19 protein-coding genes and 1 pseudogene are annotated in these 22345 nt (G+C 71.2%); 4 read left to right on the forward strand and 16 right to left on the reverse strand.

From position 1 onward, the window contains the following. Positions 1-145 precede the first annotated feature (145 nt). Both BJY16_RS37395 and BJY16_RS37400 read left to right on the forward strand, forming a co-directional pair. Positions 146-2458, forward strand: coding sequence for an AfsR/SARP family transcriptional regulator (locus tag BJY16_RS37395; RefSeq protein WP_185044266.1), 2313 nt, complete (start codon positions 146-148; stop codon positions 2456-2458). 11 nt (positions 2459-2469) lie between these two features. Next, positions 2470-3288, forward strand: coding sequence for a nuclease-related domain-containing protein (locus BJY16_RS37400; RefSeq protein WP_185044267.1), 819 nt, complete (start codon positions 2470-2472; stop codon positions 3286-3288). 174 nt (positions 3289-3462) lie between these two features. Here BJY16_RS37400 and BJY16_RS37405 read toward each other — a convergent pair. The 13 genes and pseudogenes from BJY16_RS37405 to BJY16_RS37460 all read right to left on the reverse strand — a co-directional run. Further along, positions 3463-4005: pseudogene (locus BJY16_RS37405) on the reverse strand (transposase); the annotation flags it as partial. 493 nt (positions 4006-4498) lie between these two features. After that, entirely contained in the window at positions 4499-5392 is an 894-nt protein-coding gene (locus BJY16_RS37410; RefSeq protein WP_239176993.1) for an IS3 family transposase, read from the reverse strand. Next, positions 5389-5700: a transposase gene (locus BJY16_RS47905; protein ID WP_373873426.1), complete on the reverse strand. Its 312-nt coding sequence runs from the start codon at positions 5698-5700 to the stop codon at positions 5389-5391. The genes BJY16_RS37410 and BJY16_RS47905 overlap by 4 nt, the downstream gene beginning before the upstream one ends. A gap of 183 nt (positions 5701-5883) precedes the next feature. Beyond that, complete coding sequence (locus BJY16_RS37415) at positions 5884-6825, reverse strand: helix-turn-helix domain-containing protein (RefSeq protein WP_185044268.1); 942 nt, start codon at positions 6823-6825, stop codon at positions 5884-5886. A 1243-nt stretch (positions 6826-8068) separates the two neighbouring features. Beyond that, on the reverse strand, positions 8069-9004 hold the full coding sequence (locus BJY16_RS37420; RefSeq protein WP_185044269.1) for a replication-relaxation family protein: 936 nt from the start codon (positions 9002-9004) through the stop codon (positions 8069-8071). Positions 9005-9094: 90 nt separating this feature from the next. Next, the gene (locus BJY16_RS37425) at positions 9095-11344 is read right to left on the reverse strand and encodes a helicase HerA domain-containing protein (protein WP_185044270.1); all 2250 of its coding nucleotides are present in this window, start codon (positions 11342-11344) and stop codon (positions 9095-9097) included. Between the two features lie 23 nt (positions 11345-11367). Further along, positions 11368-13119, reverse strand: coding sequence for a VirB4 family type IV secretion system protein (locus BJY16_RS37430; protein WP_185044271.1), 1752 nt, complete (start codon positions 13117-13119; stop codon positions 11368-11370). Beyond that, positions 13116-13949: a PrgI family protein gene (locus BJY16_RS37435; protein ID WP_185044272.1), complete on the reverse strand. Its 834-nt coding sequence runs from the start codon at positions 13947-13949 to the stop codon at positions 13116-13118. Before BJY16_RS37435 ends, BJY16_RS37430 begins: the two co-directional genes overlap by 4 nt. Continuing rightward, complete coding sequence (locus BJY16_RS37440) at positions 13946-15025, reverse strand: conjugal transfer protein TrbL family protein (RefSeq protein WP_185044273.1); 1080 nt, start codon at positions 15023-15025, stop codon at positions 13946-13948. The genes BJY16_RS37435 and BJY16_RS37440 overlap by 4 nt, the downstream gene beginning before the upstream one ends. Before the next feature lie 4 nt (positions 15026-15029). Continuing rightward, on the reverse strand, positions 15030-15326 hold the full coding sequence (locus tag BJY16_RS37445) for a pilin (protein WP_185044274.1): 297 nt from the start codon (positions 15324-15326) through the stop codon (positions 15030-15032). A 135-nt stretch (positions 15327-15461) separates the two neighbouring features. Next, the gene (locus BJY16_RS37450; protein ID WP_185044275.1) at positions 15462-16151 is read right to left on the reverse strand and encodes a hypothetical protein; all 690 of its coding nucleotides are present in this window, start codon (positions 16149-16151) and stop codon (positions 15462-15464) included. Positions 16152-16525: 374 nt separating this feature from the next. After that, positions 16526-17146 (reverse strand): NAD(P)-dependent oxidoreductase, encoded by a 621-nt coding sequence (locus tag BJY16_RS37455; RefSeq protein ID WP_185044276.1) that lies wholly within the window; start codon positions 17144-17146, stop codon positions 16526-16528. A gap of 5 nt (positions 17147-17151) precedes the next feature. Then, the gene (locus BJY16_RS37460; protein WP_185044277.1) at positions 17152-17934 is read right to left on the reverse strand and encodes an inositol monophosphatase family protein; all 783 of its coding nucleotides are present in this window, start codon (positions 17932-17934) and stop codon (positions 17152-17154) included. 66 nt (positions 17935-18000) lie between these two features. On the opposite strand from BJY16_RS37460, the gene BJY16_RS37465 reads away from it, so the two are divergent. Continuing rightward, positions 18001-18900 (forward strand): LysR family transcriptional regulator, encoded by a 900-nt coding sequence (locus BJY16_RS37465; protein ID WP_185044278.1) that lies wholly within the window; start codon positions 18001-18003, stop codon positions 18898-18900. 88 nt (positions 18901-18988) lie between these two features. After that, positions 18989-19147, forward strand: coding sequence for a hypothetical protein (locus BJY16_RS37470; protein WP_185044279.1), 159 nt, complete (start codon positions 18989-18991; stop codon positions 19145-19147). Between the two features lie 99 nt (positions 19148-19246). On the opposite strand, the gene BJY16_RS37475 is transcribed toward BJY16_RS37470, so the two are convergent. Genes BJY16_RS37475 through BJY16_RS37485 form a run of 3 tightly spaced genes read right to left on the reverse strand, consistent with a single transcriptional unit; the run spans position 19247 to position 22345 of the window. Next, positions 19247-20290 carry an OmpA family protein gene (locus tag BJY16_RS37475; RefSeq protein WP_185044280.1) on the reverse strand — a complete coding sequence of 348 codons (1044 nt, stop codon included), beginning with the start codon at positions 20288-20290 and terminating at the stop codon, positions 19247-19249. Between the two features lie 3 nt (positions 20291-20293). Continuing rightward, on the reverse strand, positions 20294-20635 hold the full coding sequence (locus BJY16_RS37480) for a hypothetical protein (protein WP_185044281.1): 342 nt from the start codon (positions 20633-20635) through the stop codon (positions 20294-20296). A gap of 12 nt (positions 20636-20647) precedes the next feature. Further along, positions 20648-22345: an autotransporter outer membrane beta-barrel domain-containing protein gene (locus tag BJY16_RS37485; RefSeq protein WP_185044282.1), complete on the reverse strand. Its 1698-nt coding sequence runs from the start codon at positions 22343-22345 to the stop codon at positions 20648-20650.

The raw sequence follows: 22345 nt of genomic DNA on the forward strand, positions 1-22345 counted from the left end.
CTGATCGTCAGCCTTCCCATCCGGCTCGGCCCAGCTGGGCGGGACCTCGGAGCGGTGGTTTGTAAGGGCGTTGTAAGTGCCGCGGACCAGCAGATTCACCAGGTACGGGCCTAGCGTCGGGAACCTCACGACCTTGGGGGTGCTCGTGCGTGCCGGACTGATGCTGTTCCCGATTCTCGCCGGATTTCCGGCCGGACTTGTCGCGCTGGCCGGGTCGCCGCTGCCGAGCCGGCTCCCCACCGCCGCCGAACTCGACTGCTGGATGGGCAATCCGATGCAGGCCCAGTTCCTGCCCGGACTGCTCGCTGCGATCGCCTGGCTGTTCTGGGCGCTCGCGGCGATCGGCTGGGTGCGGCTGGCGGTGCGGTCGAGCCGGCGTTTCGCCCGCCACCTTCCCGGTCCGGCACAGAGCCTGGCCGCCACCGTGGTCGGAGCGGCGGCCGTCACGGCCGGCTACACGCCCGCCTCGGCCGCTCCCCCGGCCGCCACGACCGCGACCGCCACCAACCCGGCCCCGCCGATCAAGCAGGCATCCGCCGACGATCCGACCTGCACGGTGCGGCACGGCGACAGCCTGTCGAAGATCGCCAAGCAGCGGCTCGGCGACGCCGACCGCTGGCCGGTCATCTACAAGCTCAACCGCGGGACCTCGTTCCCGCAGGTCGGCGGGCGGCTCACCGACCCCGACGTGATCTATCCGGGCTGGCAGCTGCAGCTGCCGGACACCGCCACCGCCACGGCGTCCGGGAACTGCACCGGCAAGACCGCTCCGAAGCCACACCGGCCGGCGGAGCACGACGACGGGATCGCCACGCCGCCGCCCACGATCACACCGTCGCACCCGGGCACGGTCGCCTCGCCGCCAGCGGCATCGGGATCCGACGACGATTCAGGTTCCGCTGTCACCGCCGGGATCGCCGGGCTGGCGATGGCGGCAGGTTTCGCGTACGCCGGAGGGCTGCTCTGGCGCCGCAGGCGCTCCGCCGCGACCAGCAGCAAACCCGCAACCGCACCGCCCGCCGCACGCCCGCACCCCGTCGCGGCCCTCACCCTGCTCCGCCGCGGCAGCCGCCCCGAACCGGCATCGCGACCGCGACCGGCTCTCGCCTCCCCGGCCACCGCTCCCCCGCCCGCGCCGACTCCAGTCCTCGCGTCCAACCCGGCGACCGCGCTGAGCGGGCCGGGAGCACTCGGGGCGGCCCGCGCCGCGCTCGTCGCACTGCTCACCGAGGCCACCTCGGGGCGGGCGGTCGTCCCCGGCATGACCCTCGACCGCCTGGTGCCTGCCCGCCCGGCCAGCGACAAGATCGCCGTCGCGGCGGACTTCCCGGCGGCCCTGGCCGTCATCGACGAGGAGATCATCCGACGGAGCCGGCTGCTCGACGAGAACGAGGACGAACCGGCGCCGGCCGAGCCGCCGCTGCTGCTGCTCGCCGACGTGCCGGAGCCCACCTGGCACGCCCGGCTGGCGACCGCCGCCCGGCTCGGCGCGCCGCTGGGCATCGACGTCACCCTGATCGGCACCTGGCCATCCGGAACAACTCTGGAGGTCGCCGCGGACGGCGCCACCGACGCCGGCGACCTGGCCGTACTGGACAGCGCCGCGGCCACCGAGCTGCTGCACCCCGCCGCACCGCCCGCCACCGCGCCCGCGCCGGTGACCAGCACACCAGCACCGCAGCCCGCGCCGGCACGGGTGGTCGCCCGGGTGCTCGGCCGGCCCGCCATCCTCGGCCCGGACGGCAACCCGGTCCGCGGCCTGCGTACCAAAGCCCTGGAACTGTTCGTCTACCTGGTCCTCAACCGCGACGGCGCCGCCCTGAGCGACATCATGGAAGCGCTCTGGCCCGACATCACCCTCGCCCGCGCCACCGACCGGCTCTCCACCTGCGTCGCCAACCTGCGCAACACCCTGCGCGCCAACGCCCCCGGCGGCGACGCGAAGGCAAAGGTCGAGCCGGTCATCAACACCGGCGGCCGCTACCACCTCAACCCGGACCTGCTCGACGTCGACTGGTGGACCATCCTCGACGCCCACACCGCCACCACCACCGCCGAGGACGACCAGGCCCGGCTACGGCACCTGCGCACCGCGATCGACACCGCCGCCGGACGATCCCTCGCGGACGGCGCCGGCTACGACTGGATCGGCACCGACCACGAACGCGCCCGCCGCACCCTGATCCGCATCCACCTGCAGGCCGCCACCCTGCTCGCCGACACCGACCCGGACGGCGCGCACCAGCTCCTCGAAACCGCCTGCGGCTACGACCCGATGTCCGAGGAACTCGCCCGCAAAGCCATGCAGGCCGCCGCCGGCCGCAACGACCCCGACGGCATCCGGCACCGCCGCGAACAGCTGCACCAGGCGCTCGCCGAAGCAGGCATCGACGCCGACACCGCCACCGACCGTTTCGCCGCCGACCTGCTCGCCCAGGTCGGCGCCGCCCACCGTTGAGGAGACCCGTCATGCAGGTAGTCATGCTGTCCGACCACGGCGGCGACCAGCTCGACCAGAGCATCCGCCGGCTGCACGCCGTCGAAACCGACGTGGCCGACTGGAACCAGGCCTACCAGGACGCCTGGCAGGAACTGCAGGGCAGCCGCCGGGCGAAGCCGTGGTGGCGGCGAGCACTCGGCATCAGCACCGTCGCCGAGCAGGAGGCGACCGTCCGGGTCCAGTTCGCCCGCTACGGCATCGCCGAGGCCGACCACGAACGTCAGCAGGCCGAGGCCCGGGCCCACCAGCAGGCCGCCGGCGTCGACGGCGAACAGGCCCTGGTTCACGGCCTGGCCGGCCTCGACGACTCGTGGGTGATGCTGCGCGGCTACCGCAACCGGCGCGGCGAAACCGACCACGTCCTGGTCGGCCCGGCCGGCGTCTGGGCGGTCGAGGTCAAACGCCGCCGGATCCGGCTGCACGTCTCCGGGTACCAGTGGTGGTACGAGAAACTCAGCGCCCGCGGCCAGGTCGTCGAAACCGGCTGGGCCGTCGACGGCAGCGGCCGCACCTGGGGCGAACAGGTCACCCAGGTCGCCACCGACCTCGGCGCCTGGCTGGCCCGCAACCACCACCCCGTCCCGATCCGCACCGCCGTCATGATCATGCACGAGCAGGCGGCGATCGGCTGCTGCGAACATCCCGCCGTCAACACGATCGGCACCCGGCCCGAGCACCTGCTGTGGGCCATCGAACGCTCCGGCACCCTGCTCACCCCGGCCACCTGCCAGCAGATCGTCGACCTGATCCGCCGCGACCACCGCTTCCACAACCAGCGCCGGGTCTGACCTACCCGCCCCGGAGACGCCGTGGATCCTGGAGGCAAGTGGTCTGCAGGTCTGCTGTAGCCCGTCGGCACCGTCGCGTAAGCGCAGCAGGCGAGGCCTGACGTAGCCCCCGTCTCATCGACGCAGCACCGGCGGAGTTTGGGTGTATGAGCTGGCCGCATCTGCGACTCAAAGCACCCCGCCCAACCGGCGCAGGGTCGCGTCCAGGCAAGCCACGATCGTCGGCAGGGTCTTGTCCAAAACGGGGATCACGACCCGGAACCGCGACCAGGGCAGCCAAGCGCACCACAACGTGGTCCGCCGGCCGCCGATCCGCGGACCTTCGCCCCAGTCGAACTGCATCCACAGCCCCGGCTCCGGAATCCACGGCCGAAACACCCGCCGCTGACCGGCCTGCCAAGACTTCTTCACCGCCGCGACCGCCCGGCGGGTGGTGCGTTCCCCGCCGGCGAAGCCCATCGCGGTGATCCGCCGGTGCACCACGTCGGCACGGATCCGGCCGCCCGAGCGGGCCACCAGCTCTTCGATCTTGTCCATGAAGTCGTCGATCGGCCGGGACCGCTGCGCACGCTCCTCGGGGCTACGGCCCTCCGCCCGCAGCTTCACATACCGGGCAACGGTGTGGTGGTCGCACCCCGCCAGCTCGGCCGCCGCACGGTAACTACCCGTGAGGTCGTAGGCCTCCAAGATTTCCACGATCTCCCTGCCGCTCTTCACGCCGCCGACCCTCGCCGACCGGCATCCGGTGTTGATCAGCGGGGAAGTATCTGGCCGTCCGCGGGGAGGACCTTGGCCATCAGCGGGGCGGTAAATGGCCGCCTATGGGGATCATTCACTGGCCGCGGACAGCAAGATGCGGCAGTAGCCGACTGATGACCTCATCACACCATCACCAAACGACCGATCATGAACTGCATCGATCACTCTTCGCGGGACAGAACCGAGTTTGGGCGCCAGGTGTTCGCGACTTCCGGTGCCACGCTGCCACCGCCGCGTGGCGAAATGTTCGCGAAAACCGGCACCACTTGTGGATCTCCACAGCGGTAGCGCTGGCGGTGCCCCCGGAGCCTGTTCACTATCCGTACAGACGCTCATCATGAAGCGACCGAGCCGCGCATGGTCGGCTAAGTAGCCGAGGATGGTGCATCCGGTGGTTCGCTACGCCGGTGGGCTTGACCCGTTTCGACGGACAAGGGCGATGTGTTGATCTTTAAGCTACCTTGAGATCGATCAGGGGTCTGGTGCTGATGCCGGTCTCGTAGGCGGCGGGGCTGCAGTAGCCGAGGCTGGAGTGCCGGCGGCGGGTGTTGTACCAGCCCTCGATGTACTCGAATATTGCCTGGTGGGCGGCTTTGTGGGTGGGCCAGGGCCGGCGGTGCAGCAGTTCGGTTTTGATCGTGGCGAAGAACGATTCGGCGACCGCGTTGTCCCAGCACTGGCCGCGCCGGCCGACTGAGAGCCGGACACCGTGCGCGGTGGCCAGCCGGGCGTGCTGCGCGCTGGTGTGCTGACAGCCGCGATCAGAATGAAAGACCAGGCCATCAGCGGGACGACGCCGGGTGAGGGCGTCGGCCAGTGCCGCATCGACCAGGTCGGTTTTGAGATGGTCGGCGACCGCCCAGCCGACCACCCGGCGCGAGGCCAGATCGATGACGGTGGCCAGATACAGCCAGCCCTGCCATGTGTTGATGTAGGTGATGTCGCCGCACCAGCGGGTGTTGACTGCCGCCGCGTCCACGGTGAAGTCCCGGCCGACCAGATCCGGACGGTCGGCTGCGGCCGCATCCGGGATCGTCGTGGTGCGCCACCGGCGCGGGCATTTGCCGGCCAGCCCACCGGCACGCATCAGCCGAGCGACGCGTTTACGGCCGTGCCGCAGCCCTGCCTCGGCCAGCTCAGCGTGCACGCGTGGCGCCCCGTAGGTGCCCATCGACGCCGCGTGCACCGCCGCGATGCGCTGGCTCAGCTGCTCGTCGGCACGCTGTCGCAGCGACCGCTGGTCGCGGGCGTAGAACGCGGATCGGGAGACCTTGAGCAGTTCGCAGGCACGCTTGACGTTGTGCTCGCCGGCCTGCTCCGCGGCGATGAACGGATACACGTTCACCGGGTCTCCCTCGCGAAGAAAGCCGTCGCCCGCTTCAAGATCTCGACGTCCTCCTGAAGCCGGCGGTTCTCCCGACGCAGCCGGGCCAACTCATCACGCTCATCCGAAGTGAGCCCGTCCGACCGGGTCCCGGCGTCAAGCTCGGCCTGCTTGACCCACTCCCGCACCGCGGTCTCCGTCAGGTCGAAATCCCGCACGACCTGCAGCAACGACCGATCCCCGCGCTGACACAACTCCACGATCTCGGCCTTGAACTCCGGCGTGAAAGACCGCCGCGGCCGATATCGCTTCTTACCCACGTTCTCCATGATGCTGGACATCCTCCCGGAGACACGAAGCCTCCTGATCTCAGATGTCCGTCAAAACGGGGCAGGCCCACGGTACTTGTCGGCTGTGTGAGGGCAGCCGGTCCCGCCGCGCGCACCCGTTGCGGCATGGCCGCCTCTTACACAAATCATCTGGACAGATGCGTGGTGATCGCTCGGCTTCGATCAGTGACGGCTCGGGTGGCGCTGGAGCGCCTCGATGAACCAACTGAAGATCGGCGCGAGTGGCGTCATGGTGGGCGAGCCGTTGATCGTGGCGATCAGGTGCCAGTACCGCTCCACCCGCGGATCGTTGGCAATGGTCAGCCGGGTCACCATCTGGGCCCGGTACTCGGGGCTGTCGACGGCTCCGAAGGTGTCCGCGTAGCGGGCGACCAGCTCAGAAACCACCAGCCCGGCCTGTGCTGACGCAGGTTGGATCCCAGCGGCGACCGCCGCCGCGACCTGGTCACGGACATGGTTGGTCAGGTCGTGATGGAGCCCTGTCCGGTCACCGGCGGCACGCTCGGCCGCCTGGTGTTCAGCCATCCGCCGGACACTGGCTCTGAAGTCGCTGTCCTGCACCAGTTCCGCCAACTCGATCCAGCACTCGACCTGCTCGGCGGTCGGCTCGTCCGGCAGGTCCGGTACCGCCGAACGAAGCAGCGCCATCAACTCCGGGTTGGCGTCGACGCCGCCGAACGTGCTGTCGACGAAGTCGTTGATGAGTCGGTGACGTTCGGCCTCGGACAGTTGCGCGATGCGGTGCATGAGTTTCATCTCCTCAGGGCTGACGTCCCGTTTCGCCACCACACGAAGGACCGCCCGCCGCAGTCGAAGCACTCGGATCTGCACGTCGAGCGCCTCGGCGTGGGCGATCGCGGCCTCCGACACGGTGATCTCCTCTGCGAGCACCCGATGAATGCTGGCCAGATCAACACCCAGCTCGCGCAACGTGCGGATGAGTTCAAGACGAGCGACCGCGGTCAGGTCATATCGGCGATGGTTGGCGGAACTGCGATATGTGGGCGGCAGAACGCCGGCATCGGAGTAGAACCTGATCGTGCGTACCGGCAGACCGGTCCGCCGAGCCAGATCCCCGATCGAGTACAACGTCCTGTGATCCACGTCGACCAGCCTCCAACCTCCACCAGGTGGAGATGCAACCCACAGATCATCCTGCATGAACCCGTCGAGAAACCGGTCCCGTTGGCGACGACCGCAACAAGCCCCGGTGCCACGGCCGCGTTTGCAGGTCAACCGATGTGTCCTTGTGTCGGATACCAGGCGCGTCCCGCGTCGAACCCCATCACCGAGCGTAAATGGGCCGTCGGCTGGTGACTGGTGCCCCTGGTTCCATGGAGAGGTGGAGCCAGAACTCACGAACATCGAGATCGGTAAGACCCAGCCGGTCCCGAAACTCAGCGACATCTGGTGCCCGAACTGACGAGCAGAGCCAAGCAACAAAGGCCCGGCTGGGGGCCGGGCCCGTCGCCTCTTATAAGCAGCTTTTATGGCTAGAACCGAGCATTACACCGTGCGCATCTTGGCATCGCCATGTCACGCGTGCGCACCTTCAGCGACACTCAACGGCCGTATCGGCGCTGAACAGGTCAGCGGAGGCGACAGTAGCTCGTGGTCCTTCATCTCGGCCACCACAATGGTGGTGGCTGCGGTGATGCAAGCTGAGATCACTGCGGCGAGTACGGGACCCGCCAGGTCAGCGCGGCGGCGCTTCGGGAGTCGCTGTTGCTCCCCTGTCGATCGATTTCCGGAAAACGTTGACGGTGGTTGGTCGAGCCAGTCAGTAGGCTCTGGCATGGCGGGAATTCCTTTCGCGGTGACTCCCGCCTCCGGGGTGGCCAGCCTTCATTGGAGTGGGTGCTGGTCACCCCTCATCCTTGCGGAAACGGAGGCGTCGAAAGCTCGAACGGAAGCCCAGATTAGAGCCGTGAAGGGCACAGCGGATGCCGACACGCCGCCCCTTTGCCTGCTTTTGCCAGATGTGACCAGGTTTGACAGTAAGTCAGTCACCGCTAAGCTCCCCGCACGCCACGCCGCCCCTTTCGGGTTACTTGCCCCAGCTGTACCTTCTGCGCCCTGATGCCCTATTAACTTCTCTAGGCGAACACCCCGCCCGGGATTCGGCATGCTTCGCCACCTGCGTGGCCGCCAAGCTCGGCCCCTCGCCGGGCGAGCAGAGGTCCCTCCATGTTGCCTACTGTGCCGTGAGCGATCGAGGCCGCGGTCGCTTGGCCGCCATTACAGCGGATCAGCCTCGAGGCCGCTATTGCCGCCGTGCCGGCATCGGTAGCCGGCAAGTTCGCTCGACCAGTTGCCCTTCCACCCCCGCACCCCTCAGCCCTCCCGTTCAGGGAAGTAGGGGGACGCCGGTGAGCAGGGCCAGTGGGTGGTGGTCAGGGCGGGCCGGGCCCGGGCTCAGGGGGCCTTCCGGGCCGTGACCGGCGGGGAGGTCTGCCAGGCGAAGCCGCCGCCGATCCGCGCCAGCCAGCCACCACACCGGGCCGGCTGCGCTCACCCCGGGCGTGGTCACGCAGGTCGCGACGGTGACGCCCAGAGACGGGCCGGCGGCGAGCCGGGTGTGCAGATGCTCCTCGCGGGCCGGGCTGGGCAGGGTGAACAGGACCGGATAGTCGGGGCCGCCGTCGGCGCGCAGCCGCCGGTAGGCGCCGAGTTTGTCGGTGAGCCGGGTCAGCGACTCGGTCCCGCGGTCGTGTTCGAGGTAGAAGCCGGTTTCGGCGTCACCGTCGCGCCAGATGCCGTGGCCGTCAGGGTGGATGCGGCGGCCGAAGGTGGCGGCAGTGGTGCGCTCCGACCACCAGCGGACCAGGTCGGCTTCGGGGCGGTGGCGGGCGTCGACGAGCAGGTCGATGAAGAACTGGTTGACCTCCAGCAGGTGATCCAGATAAGGGCTGGCATACGCCCGGTCCTGCCGGTCCCGCAGCGCCCGCGGGCTCGGCGGCGCCTCACCACGGGCGAGGGCGACATAGCGCGCCGACAGCGGGCCGGGCACCCAGCAGGCCGGGTTCGGTTCGCCGGGGCGGTTGCGGACGAAGCGGTCGACGAACCCGAGCCGGCGCAGCGTGTAGAGCCGGTGCCGGCAGGTGGTGCGGTGGTCGAACAGCACCCGGGCGAGCTGGTCGGTGGTGAGAGTGCCGTGCTCGTCGAGCAGGTTCGCGATCGCGTAGTCGCGGACGCGGAGCCGGTGGGAGATGGTGAGAAGGCTGCTCCCCCGTTCGGGAGTTTCCCCTTCAGGAAACTGTCGGGGTGGCACGGCCGCGTTCACGAGGGCCTCCGAGCTGCGGTGTTGGGCGGGTGGGGGTCGGCCACGCCCCGGCCGTACGAGGCTGGGGTGTGGCCGGGGCGGGGGCCGGGGTCAGGCCAGGGCCAGGCGTAGCCGCTCGGCGGTGCCCAGAGCGGCTCGGGGCGCCGGGGTCCGTACCGTGAACGCGGGTGTTTCCCGGCCGCTGACTACCAGGCGGCAGGCGGCGGTGTAGGCGTCGAGGTTGGTCAGGTCGTGCTCGTCGAGTTCGGGCGTGGTGTGCCGGGCCAGCTGGGTGGCGTCCTCGGGCGCGCACGAGAAGAAAATCTTGTTGCGGGCGTTCGCCGAGACGGCGAGCTGGGTTTCGCGGGGCATCTGGGCCAGGTTCTGATGTGCCAGGGTCAGGCCGAGGCCGTAGCCGCGGGCTTCGGCGAGCATGTCGGCGATCGAGCCGGGCAAGTTCAGGAAGTTGTGAGCTTCGTCGAGGTAGACGCAGGCGTCGCGGCGTTTGTCCTGCGGGATCCGGGCCCGGGCGGTGGCGGCCTGCCAGGCGCTGGCCAGGACGAACGAGCCCATCACCCGCGCGGTCTCCTCGCCGATCTGCCCTTTCGGCAGGCGGGCGAGCAGGATGCCGCCGTCGAGGATGCGGCGCATGTCGAAGCTGGAGCGCGGCGAGCCGAAGGTGTGCCGCACGAAGTCGCGCAGCAGTAGCGACCGCAGCCGGGCCAGGACCGGCGCGATGACGGTGGAGCGCAGCTGCAGCGGGCTGGTCTCGTACCAGCTCCAGTAGCCGCCGAGCCCGGCCGGATCGTCCAGGCCTTGGGTGTAGCGGCGCCGGAACTCGCGTTCGTTGAGCAGTTCCGGGACGCTGGTCAGGGTGGCGCCAGGCTGGCGCAGCAGGGTGAGGCAGGCGACGCGCAGCGTGTCGTCGATGCGCGGCCCCCAGTGTTTGGCGAAGATCCGCCCGAAGATGCTGACCACGTTGTCGACCAGCAGGTCGTGATCGTCGCCCTCCAAGGGGTTCAGCGTCGGCCCGTGGGGCTGGTCGGGGTCGAGCAGGACCAGCCGGCGGGCGTAGCCGACCGGGATCCGGTCGAGCAGGTCGGTGACCAGGTCGCCTTTCGGGTCGATGACTATGGTGCCGCGGCCGGCGTGGATGTCGTCGAGGATCAGGTTGGTCAGCAGGGTGCTCTTGCCCGAGCCGGTCGCGCCGAGCACGTGCAGGTGGTGCCGGGCGTCGGCGGCGCGCAACGCGATCGAATGCCCGCCGACCTCGGCGCGGCCGAGGACTTTGGTGTCCCGCCCGCCGGCCGGGATCCCGACCGGGGCCGGGACGGCTTTCGCCCGCGCCCGCTCCAGGCCGGGCACAGCCGGGTCCTGCGGCAGGGCGGCGAGCATCGCCAGCTCCACCGGCGTGAGCAGGAACCCGCGCCGCAGCCGGCGGCTGCCGACCAGGTCGACCGGATGCCGCAGGCGGTGGGCGCGCAGCCGGTTGCGGCCGGTGAACGGCCCGAAGGCGCTGGTCAGCCCACGCGCGAGAATGACGAGCCGCCCCAGATTGTCGCGCGTGGAGGTGACCGCGCAGCGCACCGCGACCTCCCAGTGCGGTCCGGCGAGCTGGTCCATCGCGGCCCGGCCGTCGCGTTCGCGTTGCGGGTCGCTGCTGGCGGCGCCGCGGCCGGCGGGCCGGGAGGTGGGGCCGCCGACGAGCAGGTCGAGCACGCTGAGCAGCCATCCGGCCGGGTCGACCAGGCTGCGTGCGGCCGGGCCGCCGCGCAGCCGGTGCACGCCGCGGATCAAGTGGCGGCGGGCGCGGGCCGAGGCAGGCCGGGCCAGGATCTGGACGCAGGCGTGCTCGCCGGGTCTGAGGTGGGTGGCGGCGCTGATCAGGGTGCGCAGCGGGTCGTTGCGGTGCTCCGTCCGCAGCGGAAACCAGGCAGGCAGCACGGTGGTCAGGGCGCTGCCGGCGGCCGCGGCCGCATCCGGCGGCACAGGTGCGGCGGCGGGCGCGACGGTGCAGGCCGCGCCGGGCCAGGCGCCGCGGATCGCGGCAAGGACAGGATCCACGGCGACGGTACGCGGCAGCCAGACGGCGATCCGCAGTCGTCGCCCGTCCCACCGGTACTCGTAGGCGGCGTACGCCCGGCCGTGACGCAGCCGGTTCCGCCAGCCGGTGCGCAGCACCTCGCCGAGGGTGGCCCAGAAGACCGCGGCGCCGGCCGGGTCGACCGCCGGCGGCGCGCTGATCAGCACCTCCCGGCCGCCCACGGCCAGGCGTTGCCCGCGACGCTCGACCACCACCAGCCAACACCCGGCCAACAGGACGGTGAACAGGCACAACAACACAACACAGAGCACGATCATGGTTGGCCTCCAGGATGAGAGAGTCATTCGTCGAGGTCGAGGTCGCCGGTGCAGAGCCGGTGTTCGGCCGGTGAGGCGACCACCTGGAACCCGGCGCGGTGCGTACCGGACAGCAGCAGCGCCTCCCCGCGACGGGCGGTGAGCAGCGCGCGGGCCTCACCGTCGCTGAGCGCGAACGACTCGGCGACCAGGTCGATCGCCTGCGGCGCCTGCCGCATCAACACCTGCGTCGCCGCGTTCGCGATCACGATCTGCCCCAGGTCGCTGCCGAGCACGTCGAGCACGTCCTGCGAGGCGACCAGCAGCCCGGCCCGCCGTTTGCGAGCCTGTTTCGCCAGCCGCGCCAGGAACCGTGCACCCTCGCCGTCGCGCATCAACGTCCACGCCTCGTCGACCACGACCAGCCGCCGCGGCGGATCGGTGACCGGACTGTCGACGTCGCGCCAGATCGCATCCAGGGCGAGCAGCATTCCCGCCGGGCGCAGCTCGTCGGCCAGCGCCCGCGTCGACCAGCACACCAGCTGACCGGTGGGAACAGTCGTGGTGGGACCGTCGAACAGCTCCCGGAACGAGCCATGCGTCCACGGCGACAACCGCGCCGCCAGGTTCTCCCCCGCCGTGCTGTCCAGCCCGGTCAACGCGGCCGCGACATCCCGCAGCAGCGGCGCCGGCCGCCGCCACGTGCCCGGATCCGTGGTGATCCCGGCCGCCTCGTAGGCGTCGACCACCGCCCGGTCCAGCGCCGCCCGCTCCGCCGGTGGCGGCTGCTCCCCCAACAGCACCGCGACCAGCGTGTGCAGGAACAAGGCCCGCCGAGTGCGCGCTTGATCCCGTCGGTCCCCGGCCGCGATATCGAGCGGATTGAGACGTACGCCGCCGGCACCGAGCACGATGGTGGCGCCATCGACCGCCTCGGCCAGCCGCAGATACTCGTTCTCCGGGTCGATCACCGCCACGTGCACCCCGTCGGCGAGCGAGCGGAGCACGTCCAGTTTGACGAAGTACGACTTGCCGCTGCCGCTGCGAGCCAGCACCACCCCGTTGGCGTTGTCCTGCGACCAGCGGTCCCACCACACCACCCCGTGCGACGCCCGGTTCAGCCCGTAGAGCACCCCACCGGAGGGTCCCGGCCGCCCCGGCAACGGCGCCGGCAGATCCGCACCCGCCAGCGGGAACGCGGCGGCCAGCGCCTCGGTGTCCATCACCCGCCGCATCCGCAGGCCGTCCCCGGCCACCGGCAGGCTCGACTGCCAGCCCTGCACCTGCCGGAACGTCGCCGGCTGGGTGTCGAGCAGCACCGACGCGGCGGTCGCCCGCACATGGGTGACCGCCTCCCGCAACTCCTCGACGCTCGGCGCGGTCACACACAGATACAGCCCGACTCGGAACAGCTTCGACTCACCGCGGGCCACCCGCTCGGCCAGCTCCGCGGCATCCTCGGCCGCAGCATCCGTCAACGGATCACTGACCCGGCCACGACCGGCGTCACCGAGCCGGTTCGACTCCAGCCGCGCCCGCTGCCGCCGCAACCGGGCCGCCGCGACCGGGGCCGGCACCGGGTCGGCGAACAGCACCACATCCAGGCGGCCCGGCCAGGAAAGCAGCGGTTCCAGCCAGGCCGGGCCGACCTCGGCCGGATAGCCGGTCACGATCAACGTCGCGGTGAACCCGTCAGCGACCTGCACGTAGTCCGGGTGCACGTCGACCCCGGCCGGGCTGGGCGGGACAGCTGCGGCCGTACCGTCAATCGCCGGCCCGGTGCGCCGCGGCTTCATGCCGCACCGCCTGCCGTGACCACCTGATCCGCAAGCGCCCGCGGCCAGCCGGTGTCGGCCGGGGTGTAAGCGTCGACCGCGCAGGTCAGCACGGCCAGAGCGGCGCCGCCGTCGAGAACAGCGGTGCTGGCCCCCAACCCGGCCAGCACCCCGGCGGTGTGCTCGGCCTGCCGCAGCGCCTGCGCCGGCTGGGCGGCGGTGTGCGCGACGGTGACCGTGCGCCACAGCGGATCCCGCTGCTCGGCCACCTGGTCCAGAAACGCCGCATAATCACGGGCAACCGCCGCCAGGCCGACAGAGGTGATCGTGGCGGCGTGGTCACTGACCCGCTGCGCCTGCCGGGACAGATCAACCCGGCGGGTCGACACGACGATCTGCACCGGCGTCGACAGTCCGTTGAGCCAGCGACCGTAGCCGCCGATCAGCGCGGCCTGCTCATCAGCGGTGCGCAACCCGATGTTGACGGTCGTGCACGCGACCAGCGCCACCGACTGCGCACCAGTGTCGATCACGCCGTCAGCGTTGATCCCGGCCGCCGACGGCAGCTCGGGGGCGGCGATCCGGCGGGGGCGGCGCCGGTAGCGCAGACCCGCCCACAGCCACGCGTCGAGCCCGACACCGTCACGGCGGCCGAGCGCCACAGCCATCGCCGCACCGGCCGGCGGCACCAGCACACCGACCGCGACCGGAGTCGGCACCAGCCCGGCAAGGCTGCTGTAGAGCCCGTAGAGCAGGACCGCAGCGACAGCCAGAATCGCCAGCTGGCGGGCGGTCAGCCCGTAGGCGACCCGGTCCGGCGTGTCGATGTCGGCCGGGATCCGCGCCCTCATCGCCAGCCCCTGCGCCGCATCGCCCGCGTGTAGAGGTCCACACCGCCGCGTAGTTCCTCCAGTGTGTAGGGCGCGGGTCGTCGCCGAGGCCGCAGCCGGCCAGTACCGCCGCCCCTGGCCGGACCGCCCGCGGCATGGGCGGCGATCCGGCCGGCCGCGCCGGCGCCGGGCAGCAGCCGGGCGCGCAGCAGGGCGGTGGCCTGCTGCACCATCAGCAGCCGCAGCAGCCCGGACACCCGGCCCGGCCGGGTCTGCATGACGAACCGGCTCATCAGCGCCGGGATCCGGATGACACCCCACAACAGGCCGGTCACGACCAGCAGGTTCATCGCGGCGCCCGGCGAACCGGACAGGCCCAGCGCCGGCAGCGACGCGTGCGGGCGCAGCAGGATCTGCAGGGTGGTGTGCAGCGCCACCGCTTGCAGCACCACGGTGGCCGGCGCGCCCAGCATGATCCGCCACCACAGCTTCGCCAGCGGTTCGGTCTGCGGGGTGCCGTGCATGGCCAGCGCGATCGGAGCGATCCCGACCGCGACGATCAACAGCCCGGCTCGGGTGATCCATTGGAACACCAGCGTCACCGCGAGACTGGCGACGATCCCGGCGATGATCAGCAGCAGGAAGTCCTCCGGGCTGCTGCCGGTCATGCCGTTGGTCGCCTGCGCCACCGCCGCCTGCAACTGCGGCACCGGCGACCCACCGCGTTCACCGGTCAGCGCGGTCGTCAGCGCGTTGGCGGTCTCCACGACCGAGGTGCAGATCGGGCGGGCGCAGTTCGCCGCGATCAGCCCGACGACCAGCCGCGGGATCAGCTCGCCGAGACCGTCGCGCGACTGCAGCCACTCCCGGTTCATGATCATGATTCCGGTCCAGACGAACGCCAGCACATAGCACGTGTCGACGATCCCCAGCGAGGTCGCCATCAGCCCGGTCACCTGCGGCAGGGCGGTGACGTCCGGGACGACCAGCACGGTCAGCGACAGCAGCCGCCACGCCAGGTTCAGCGCCGCGATGATCAGGGTGGAGATCGCGCCGAGCATCGGCCCCAGCACACCGTTGAGAATCCACTCGGTCATCGCCCTACGCCCCGATCAGACCCTTGAGGACGGTCATGAAGACCGGGGCGAGCAGGGCGATCGCATACCCGAGCAGCGCGCACCGGAACGCGGTCTTGGCCCGCTCCACCTCGCTGGTGTCGCCGTTGGCCAGCATGTACCGGATCCCGGCGATGCTCAGGAACAGGGTGGCGACCGCAGCCGCGATCCCGATCACCCAGTTACGAATGTTCGTCACGATCTGCGGCAGGGTGTAGACCGCGAGGACGGTGTCGGCGGCCAGCGTCCGGGCGAACCGGCCGAGTGCGGGTCGGGGCAACATCACAAACCTCCAACAGCAGGTGGGGTACGGCGTCCGCTCGACGCCGCACCCCACGAAGGCCTGCTGTTGTGCACCGGACAGCACCCGACACCCGCCGGACACCACCCAACTCGTCGCCGATGTCGGCCTGGTGGATCAGGCGACGCGCCGGCGTGGCCGCAGCGCCACGAACGCCAGATCGCCCGCACGGATCGCCTCCCGCAGCCGGCCCTCCGCCTGTGTCCGCCACGCCGACGCGAGCCGTACCGACAAGCCGAGCCGCTCCCCCGCCTGCGCCAGCGTCGCGCCCTCCAACCGGGTCGCGGCGATCAGGTGCGCCTCGTCCGCGTCCACCACCCCGACCGCGACCGCCCGGGCCAGCACGAAATCCGGGTGATCCGCCGGCCGGGCCGGCGCCGACGGCCCCGGCGTGCCGCTGCCGCCGACCGGACGGTCCGCCTGAGCGTCCCGGACCCGGCGCGCCGCCCGGACACCGGCGTCGATCAACCGGCCACAGACCCGCGGCGCGTCCACGTCGATCGTGCGCAACGCGGCCACGAAACCAGCGAGCAGCTCCGCGTCCAGGTCTTCGCTGTCGCCGCGATACCCGGCCGCCAGGCGGCCCGCGGCGCGGCGCAGTCCGGGCATCGCCATGCCGACCGCGCCGACCACCCAGCCGGGTCCGTCTCGACGGGCTCGCAGCACCACCTGCCGCCAGACGGCGTCCCGCTTGTCCGCGGCCATGCCGGGTGCCAGCAGCATGGTGCGCAGCCGGTCCAGCGGCACCCCCGCCAATGACGGCTCGACGACGCCGTCGGTGTCGAACAGCAGCCGCGTCGGCGGCACCACCAAAAGTGAGAAGGCACGTTGAGCGACGGTCAGCGGAGAGGTTGTCCGCGGCTTACCAGACATTGCAGGCCTCGCAAGGATGTGGCTCCAGTACTGCACCGGAGTGAGACCCCATCCGCGCACGCCGGTCCAACAGGTCGCCTGTTCACGCCGACAGTTGGTGAACAACTGCGCGCTGTTGGCAGTGTTGGACGAGCAGGCCGACTCGCGGCCGATGCTCCAGCCCGGCCCGGGCGGTCAGGCTGAACGTAGGGAAGCGACCGCCTGCAGACCGTTGTGGGCTGTTGGCCGCCTTCCTGCCGATCAGCGTGTCCGCTGTCACCGCCGCGATCGCGATGCGGCACTGTCCAGTCCGGGTGCTGCGTGCCGGCTCAGCGGCTCAGCGGCACCGCGATGCCGAAGCGGTGTGCCGGGCTCTCGGCCTCGTCGAGCATGGCGGCGGCCACGGTGGCGCGGCTGATCCGCGCCGGGAACAGTCGTCGGGCGACGCCGTCCACGCCGGTCGTACGGTAATCCGCGCTCAGCGGCCCGTCGGACAGCGGGCCCGCGTGGAAGATCGTGCCGCCCGCCCGATGGATGATCTCCTCCGCGGTGACCTTGTCGTCCAGGTCGCCGAGCAGCCGCAGCAGCGTGCGAGTGAGCAGCCCGGCCGCCCGGGCGGAGCGCCCGGTGCCGAACGCGCCCAGCCAGACGATCCGCTCCGGCGCCGCCGCGGCCACGGCACGTGCGCCCGCGGTCAGCGCGCCCGGCTTGTCACCCTTGGCGACGCCGAGGGCGGAGACCACGGTGGCACGCCCGCGCAGGGCGGCGGCCATGCCGTCCGCGTCGCGCACGTCAGCGGCGACCCGGATCAGGCGCGGCGAGTCGGGCACGGCGATGCGCTGGGGGTTGCGGGCGAGCGCGACGACGGTGTGCCCCCGGGCCAGGGCTTGGCGGGTCAGTTCGAGGCCGGTCGCGCCGGACGCGCCCAGCACGGTGATCTCGGCGGGCATCCCGGTCACCGCAGCGGACGCAGGATGTCGAGGGCGGCGGCGTGCACGCCGGGCGCCGCGGCCAGGTAACCGTCGCTGGCGATCCGCCATGGCTCGCCGTCGAAGTCCGTGACGATGCCGCCCGCCTCCTGCACGATCAGGATCGGGGCGATGTGCGAGCGCAGGTTGTCGTACTGGAAATGCAGGTCCATCCGGCCGGCGGCGACCTGCGCGAGCTGGTGGCCGACCGGGACCGACGCCCGGACGTACAACGCGTTCTTCATCATCGCGGCGACAGCCGCGCCGGCTCGGTCGGCGGCCGCGGCGTCCCGGCCCGGTTTCGCCTGGCCGGTGCCGGCCAGCGCCAGCGCGAGGTCGGTCTTCGCGGAAACCCGCAGCGGCACGCCGTTGACCTGCGCGCCGGCGCCGGCGAGCGCGGTGAACGTCTCGCCCGCCACCGGAGCGTGCAGGACGGCGAGCACCGGCCGGCCGGCACGGACCAACGCCACGCCGATGTTCCAGTCGGGCATGCCCTGCACCGCGTTCATGTTGCCGCCGACCGGATCGACCACCCACCAGTCGCCGTCCGGCATCGGTCCGGAGCCGTGCTCGTCGGAGGTCCACCGGGAACCGGGCAGGGCGTCGAGCAACGCCGGCCGCAGGACGTCGCTGACGGCGTCGTCGTTGGCGCGCAGCGCGGCGGACAGCTCCGCGAACGTCGTCGGGGTGTGGTCCGGCCGCGCGACACGAGCGGCGGCCAGGTGTACGGCGGCCGTCGCGGCGGCCAGCAGATCTTGTTCCGAGGTCATGGATCAAGCGTGCGGCCGAGACTTCGTGAAGTCCAATGCAACCTTGCTACGTTACGATTTACTGCCATGCAATTGGACTTGAACCTGCTGACTGTCCTGGACGCTCTGCTGGAGGAGGGCAGCGTCACCGGCGCAGCACAGCGGCTGCGGCTGTCCGCACCGGCGATCAGCCGCAGCCTCGGCCGATTGCGCCGACTCACCGGCGACGACATCCTGGTCCGCACCGGGCGGACGATGACCCCGACGCCGTACGCGATCGCCGTTCGCGAGCAGCTCGGTGACCTCCTGCGGCAGAGCCGGGAGATCCTCACGCCCCGCGGTGAGCTGGACCTGGCCGCGCTCGACCGGGTCTTCACCCTCCAATGCCACGACACGCTGGCCACCGCGCTCGCTCCGGCGCTGCTGGCCGACGTCGCGACCCGGGCACCGGGCGTGCGGGTGCGGTTCCTCGCCGAGGCCGCGGTCGACACCGACGAGCTCCGGCACGGCCGGGTGGATCTGGAGATCGGCGCCACGATCCCGGCAGCCGCCGAGATCCGGCACGAGACCGTGGGCCACGACCGGTTCGTGGTCATCCTGCGCCGCGATCATCCGTACGCCGATCGGCTCGATCTGCCCGCGTACGCTGCCCGGCAGCACGTGCTCATCTCCCGCCGCGGCCGGCTCACCGACCCGGTCGACGCGATCCTGGAGTCGCACGGTCTGCACCGGCAGGTTCTGGCCTCGGTCGGCACCGCCGCCGCGGCGGCACACCTGCTCGCGCACAGCGACGTCGTGCTGACCGCGCCGGAACTCACCTGGCGGCCCCTGGTCCGCACCTTCGCCTTGACCGCCGTCCCCCTGCCGATCCCCTTGCCGCCGCTCCCGGTCGTGACGTGCTGGCACCAGCGCTACGACAGCGACCCGGCCCACCTCTGGTTACGCGACCGGGTTCGCGCCGCCGTCGCCACCGTCCTCACCGACTGAAGATCACCTGCTGCGCATACAACGACCGGCCGACGGGTACGCACGGCTGGCGTTCCGGCGGTGTGCCGGTGCGGAAGGAGACCCCGCCATGCGTACGCTGCTTGTCACCCTGGGTGTTGTCGCTGTTGTGCTGATCGTGCTGGGCCTGCTCTTGAAGGCCCTGAAGTGGCTGCTGATCCTCGGCGTCGTGGCGCTGCTCGCCTCGATCGTCCTGGGCGTGGTGAAGGGCCGGCGCGCATTGCGCTGACCCGGCCTCCGGCGAGGCGGCCACGGCCGATGTCATCGGCCGTCCCCTCCCAGAACGATGATCCCCGGCCGTAGGCATCCCACGAGGTCGGCTCGACGATCACGGGCCGGAGGCGTTGTCCAGCACCGAGACGTCGACCCGGCGCTGCTCGCGGCTCTCCACAGCATCCTCCGTGCCGGCCGTGTACTCGCCTTCGGCCCGGGTGTGGAACTGCACCCGATTACCGGCGAATACCTCCAGGATCCGCCGGACCGCGGCCATCCGCTCGGCGGAGAGCCGCAGGTTCAGCGCCGTGTCGCCGGTGGTGCTGGCCCGGCCGATGAGGACGACAGGGGTGCGGCCGTCGCGGACCCGGGCCTGGGTCGGCTCGGGCAGCGACTGGAACCACGCAATCAGCCGGTCCTGCTCGGCGAGGCTCACCGCGTCCTGCCGGGGCCTCTCGAAGTAGGTGCGGTGTCCTCGCTCGCGCACCGCGGGGTGGGCGGGCGTCCGCACCGCCAGCCGGAACTGCCTGATCCAGGACCGTCCGCCGATGCCCTCGTTGATCACGTAACCCACACCACCGCTGCGCCCGTGACTGGTCGTGGTGGTGATCCGGACGTTCAACTGCACCCAGTCGGCGCCCGTCAGCGGCTCTACTGACTCGACGTACAGCTGCGTCGTCAGGTCCAGGCCTTCGTCACGGACGAGTCCGGCGTCGATCTGGAGCGTCCCGTCCGGAGCCACAGTGATCGGGAAGTCGGCGAAGAAGTCCTTCGCGTAGCTCAAGTCGTCGAACGGCGGACTGTTGTCAATGTCCACGACGGCATGCACCCGGACCTGAAGCACGCCACTGGTCCCGGACGCCACGGTGATGGCGGCCGTCTGGGCTGTTGCTCCGAACACCGTGGTCGCCGCAGCCCGGCCGCCGACCCAGTAGGTGGCGCTGAGTGACAGGTCGACCTGGGAGTCGTCGTCGGCAAGGGCAACCCGGGCGCCCATCCCGGTGTCCGGCGTCCGGACCACGAGCCGCTGGACCGCGGTGTTGCCGAGCCGCTTCTGGAGTGTCAGGAGGCGGTGAGCAGGGGCGTGCGCCCGGATGGGCAAGGCGGTGCGGCGGGCCGGGACGACAGACTGCTCCGGGGTGCGGTCGAAGGCGGGCATCGGTCACTCCAGGACCGGGACGTCGATGAGGTAGAAGCCGGATCGTACGGTCTGGAAGGTCGTGATGGTCCGGTCCTCGGTGTAGAGCTGCTTGCGGCACGGGGCGGGATAGTCGGCGCGGGCGGCGGTCAGCTGTTTCGCGGTCAGCCGGGTCATCCCGGGGGCGTTCGCCAGGCGCTTCAGGACGTCGGCCGGCTGGTCGACGCGGATCAGCGCCTCCTCGCCGCCGTCGCGGACCAGCACGAACCGGAAGTCGACGCCGTCCAGGGCGTCCGGGACGGTGAGCGTGGCGTCCCCGCCGGCCGGCTGCACCGCGGTCCGGATGCGGAAGTGTGCGACGGCCATGGTGACCACCTCCTACTGGATGTTGACGAAGACCGCGATGTAGCCGGTGCCCTCGGCGAGCGGTTCCAGCGCCTTGCCGATGATCGTGCCGAGCTTCGGCTCGGTCGCCTTCTTGGCGTGCCCCGGGTTCGCCGACGAGGTGAGCAGGTCACCAACCCGGATGGGCGCTTCGGTGGCGTCCGCCCGGCAGTGCGCGTAACAGCCGAGGGTGACGACGTGCAGCCGCCCGCCCGGCGCCACGAACGTCGGATCGTCCGGCTCGGTGCGCTGGTCCGGCTCGCCGGGCGCCGGCAGCACTTCGCCGTCCATGATGCCGATGACCAGCGGATCGTCGGCGGTATCGGCTGGCAGCACCTCGTTCACCGGGATCCGATTGAGTGTTCCGCTGAACGAGGTGCTGCCGGTGCCGGCCAGTTTGACCACGTCACCGGTTCGCAGGCGGCCCGGGCTCGCGTTGACGAAGAGATCCGTCACGTAGCCGGGCTTGCCACCGTTGAAGGAGATGGCGCCGTTGACGATCAGGGCGAAGGCGCCGTTCGGCGCCCCGAAGTACCCGCCGTGCGCCCGGGTCGAGTTGGACAGGCCCATGACCGCGCTGCGTTCGGCAGGCATCGCGATGCCACCGGTCCCGGCGACGATTCCCTGGATCGCGTTCTGAGCCGGCTGCCCGGCATTCAGGTTCATCTGGACCTGCAGGCCCGCAAGTCCCCTCGCGGTCGAGACCGTGACGTCCATCGTGTCGCCGTCGACGGAGAGCGCACCCAGCACCCGCACCGGGCCCGACACCTGACCGCCGGTGATCGGCAGGGCGCCGACCTGATCGGCGGTCGTCGCGTGCGGGTTGTTCCCGTCGGTGGAGTGGGTTTCACCGACGATGATCGCGTTGTTGCCGTCGTCAGTGACCACGGAGATCGTGTTCGCCCCGGCGAGGCTGATGTCGCCGCCCGGGTTGCTCACTCCGCCGACCGAGGTCAGCGCGCCCAGCTGGGCGGCGGTCGTGCCGTGCGGGTTGGCGGTGTTCGCCACGTGCTGGTCGAGGCGGGTGCCGTCGGCGGACACGTCGCGGCCGTCGACAGTGCCGCTCACCTGCAGATTTCCCTGCAGGTCGGCCCGCCCGGCCGCGCCCAGCCGCAGCCGCACCCACTGGCTCGGCGCCACCTGCGGGTCGGTCAGCGCCAGGTCGTGCACCTCCAGGTCGCCGCCGACCACCCCGGCCGCCCGGCGGCGGTTCGGCCCGTCGCCGTCGTCGACGCCGCTGATCGTCCCGTCGTTCGCCACCGTGGCGCGGCCCAGGATCAGCGTGAGACTGGGGTCGTCGGGCGGGTCGGGGCTGACGTCGACGACCGGCAGCTCGGTCCATCGGGTGTTCCCGGTGACTCCGGTCTCGCTCGTGGAATCGGTCTGCTGCTCGTCGTACGCCAACGTGACGAACAGGGTCTGACCGCCGGACCCGGACAGGTCCGCGGTCTGGGCGTTGTGCGGCAGCACCAGCTCGCGGCCGTTGCCGTCGACGGCGGCGCCGGCGGTGACGGTGACCCGGGAGCCGCCGGCGACGGTGGTCAGCGTGAGCCCTTCGGCGATCCCCCAGGTGTGCTGCAGCCGCTGGTGGCGCCGCCGCTGTTCGAGGTGATACTCCTGCTCGGCGGTGAAATCAGTTTCGCGCAGGAACTGGTGGTCGAAGTAATGGACGCGTTTGATCTCGTCCGCCAC

Origin of the sequence: Actinoplanes octamycinicus, assembly GCF_014205225.1 — a bacterium.
In the GTDB taxonomy this organism is placed as follows: domain Bacteria; phylum Actinomycetota; class Actinomycetes; order Mycobacteriales; family Micromonosporaceae; genus Actinoplanes; species Actinoplanes octamycinicus.

Excerpts from the sequence above, each read along its gene's own strand:
- BJY16_RS37400 (WP_185044267.1), top strand. The coding sequence starts at position 2,470 with ATGCAGGTAGTCATGCTGTCCGACCACGGCGGCGACCAGCTCGACCAG.
- BJY16_RS47905 (WP_373873426.1), bottom strand. The coding sequence starts at position 5,700 with ATGGAGAACGTGGGTAAGAAGCGATATCGGCCGCGGCGGTCTTTCACG.
- BJY16_RS37425 (WP_185044270.1), bottom strand. The coding sequence starts at position 11,344 with ATGATCGTGCTCTGTGTTGTGTTGTTGTGCCTGTTCACCGTCCTGTTG.
- BJY16_RS37430 (WP_185044271.1), bottom strand. The coding sequence starts at position 13,119 with ATGAAGCCGCGGCGCACCGGGCCGGCGATTGACGGTACGGCCGCAGCT.
- BJY16_RS37435 (WP_185044272.1), bottom strand. The coding sequence starts at position 13,949 with ATGAGGGCGCGGATCCCGGCCGACATCGACACGCCGGACCGGGTCGCC.
- BJY16_RS37440 (WP_185044273.1), bottom strand. The coding sequence starts at position 15,025 with ATGACCGAGTGGATTCTCAACGGTGTGCTGGGGCCGATGCTCGGCGCG.
- BJY16_RS37445 (WP_185044274.1), bottom strand. The coding sequence starts at position 15,326 with ATGTTGCCCCGACCCGCACTCGGCCGGTTCGCCCGGACGCTGGCCGCC.
- BJY16_RS37455 (WP_185044276.1), bottom strand. The coding sequence starts at position 17,146 with ATGCCCGCCGAGATCACCGTGCTGGGCGCGTCCGGCGCGACCGGCCTC.
- BJY16_RS37460 (WP_185044277.1), bottom strand. The coding sequence starts at position 17,934 with ATGACCTCGGAACAAGATCTGCTGGCCGCCGCGACGGCCGCCGTACAC.
- BJY16_RS37465 (WP_185044278.1), top strand. The coding sequence starts at position 18,001 with ATGCAATTGGACTTGAACCTGCTGACTGTCCTGGACGCTCTGCTGGAG.
- BJY16_RS37470 (WP_185044279.1), top strand. The coding sequence starts at position 18,989 with ATGCGTACGCTGCTTGTCACCCTGGGTGTTGTCGCTGTTGTGCTGATC.
- BJY16_RS37475 (WP_185044280.1), bottom strand. The coding sequence starts at position 20,290 with ATGCCCGCCTTCGACCGCACCCCGGAGCAGTCTGTCGTCCCGGCCCGC.
- BJY16_RS37480 (WP_185044281.1), bottom strand. The coding sequence starts at position 20,635 with ATGGCCGTCGCACACTTCCGCATCCGGACCGCGGTGCAGCCGGCCGGC.